Raw genomic sequence first — 266 nt, forward strand, 5'->3', positions numbered from 1 at the left:
GTTAGACACGGCGGCGGCACGGGTGAGCTTATCCAAGACTGCCATACCCAATCAGCTCGACAGATTAAAAGCCAAAGGTGTGCAATTAGAACAGCATATTAATAATCTCAGTCAACAACTTGAGCGTATCGGCGGTGTGGATGAAAAAGAGAAAGTCAGCCAAAAAATAGCGGTACTCGATGAGCAGCGTCAGTCGAATCAACAAAGCATTGCTGATATGACCAGTCGCTGGCACGAACAGCGCGAGCTTAACAACCAGCTTGATG

General features: G+C 47.7%; 1 protein-coding gene. It reads left to right on the plus strand.

Annotated elements, in window-relative coordinates:
- A partial coding sequence (locus AAEZ03_RS27630; RefSeq protein WP_350583062.1) for a hypothetical protein occupies positions 1-266 on the plus strand: 266 nt, incomplete at both ends.

Origin of the sequence: Pseudomonas sp. HY2-MNA-CIBAN-0224 (genome assembly GCF_040310285.1) — a bacterium.
Taxonomy (GTDB): Bacteria; Pseudomonadota; Gammaproteobacteria; order Pseudomonadales; family Pseudomonadaceae; genus Aquipseudomonas; species Aquipseudomonas helleri.